This window comes from Bartonella vinsonii subsp. berkhoffii ATCC 51672, assembly GCF_902825225.1.
GTDB classification, from domain to species: domain Bacteria; phylum Pseudomonadota; class Alphaproteobacteria; order Rhizobiales; family Rhizobiaceae; genus Bartonella; species Bartonella berkhoffii.
In genome coordinates this window covers 1-387 of sequence record NZ_CADEAK010000340.1, presented here as the reverse complement: position 1 = coordinate 387, position 387 = coordinate 1, and the positions used below count along the sequence as shown (strand labels likewise).

The following is a 387-nucleotide window of genomic DNA, read 5'->3' as shown; positions in this document are numbered from 1 at the left end:
TATGTGGTGAATGGCTTACCGCGTTTGTTAGGTGGTGCTTTGGATGCGCGGGGTAATGGGGCTTATTTAGCGGAAAAAGCGGCGCAGCGGTAGGGGGCTTGCGTGAAGGAAGTTCAATTGTCGCAAAGTTGGTATGGCAAAGAAATGCCGGCTTATTTGGAAGCCTTTGGGGATGGGTCCATTGTTTTGCCGCGCGATAGTGACATTGTTGCGGATCATCAAGCGCTTGCTTATGTCAATGGCATTGTGAAACTTCCAGACAATCCTCGTTTTAAAGGCAGTGATGGTTTTATGCGTCATGGTGATAGCGCTATTGCTTGCGCTTTGGCTTATTTTGCCAGCCGCCACACTCCTGACATTTATGCCTATACACCTGTGAGAGAGGCT

1 pseudogene is annotated in these 387 nt (G+C 49.1%); it reads left to right on the top strand.

Annotation, left to right across the window (positions count from 1 at the left end):
- Positions 1 to 387, top strand: a pseudogene (locus J7R10_RS09520) (hypothetical protein); the annotation flags it as partial.